This is a genomic window from Mesorhizobium sp. M2E.F.Ca.ET.209.01.1.1, from assembly GCF_004010375.2.
In the GTDB taxonomy this organism is placed as follows: Bacteria; Pseudomonadota; Alphaproteobacteria; order Rhizobiales; family Rhizobiaceae; genus Mesorhizobium.
On sequence record NZ_SADP02001003.1, the window covers coordinates 1 to 302 of the forward strand.

The window sequence follows — 302 nt, forward strand, 5'->3', positions numbered from 1 at the left end:
CATGGTCGAGCCGAACAGGAAGGCGCCGCGCATCACATGCGCCGGCAGGTTGACCGGGCGAAACCGCGCCGGCTCGCGCCAGCCCCGCAGCAGCGCCCCAACCAGCACGACATGCACGGCAAAGCGCACCCAGGCGACGATCAGGACGGAGACGCCGGCCAGGACGAGATATTTGCTTGAGGTGTCGAGGAAGGTGAAGAAGACATAGGTGGTAAGCATGCACAGGATCGCCACCGGCAGCGTCGCGCTTTCTGAATGTCTTTGGGAAGGATTCACGTGCAGGCCGGGGAAAAACTGGCCTG

General features: G+C 63.6%; 1 pseudogene. It reads right to left on the reverse strand.

From position 1 onward, the window contains the following. A pseudogene (locus EN852_RS38870) lies at positions 1-219 on the reverse strand (EamA/RhaT family transporter); the annotation flags it as partial. Positions 220-302 lie beyond the last annotated feature (83 nt).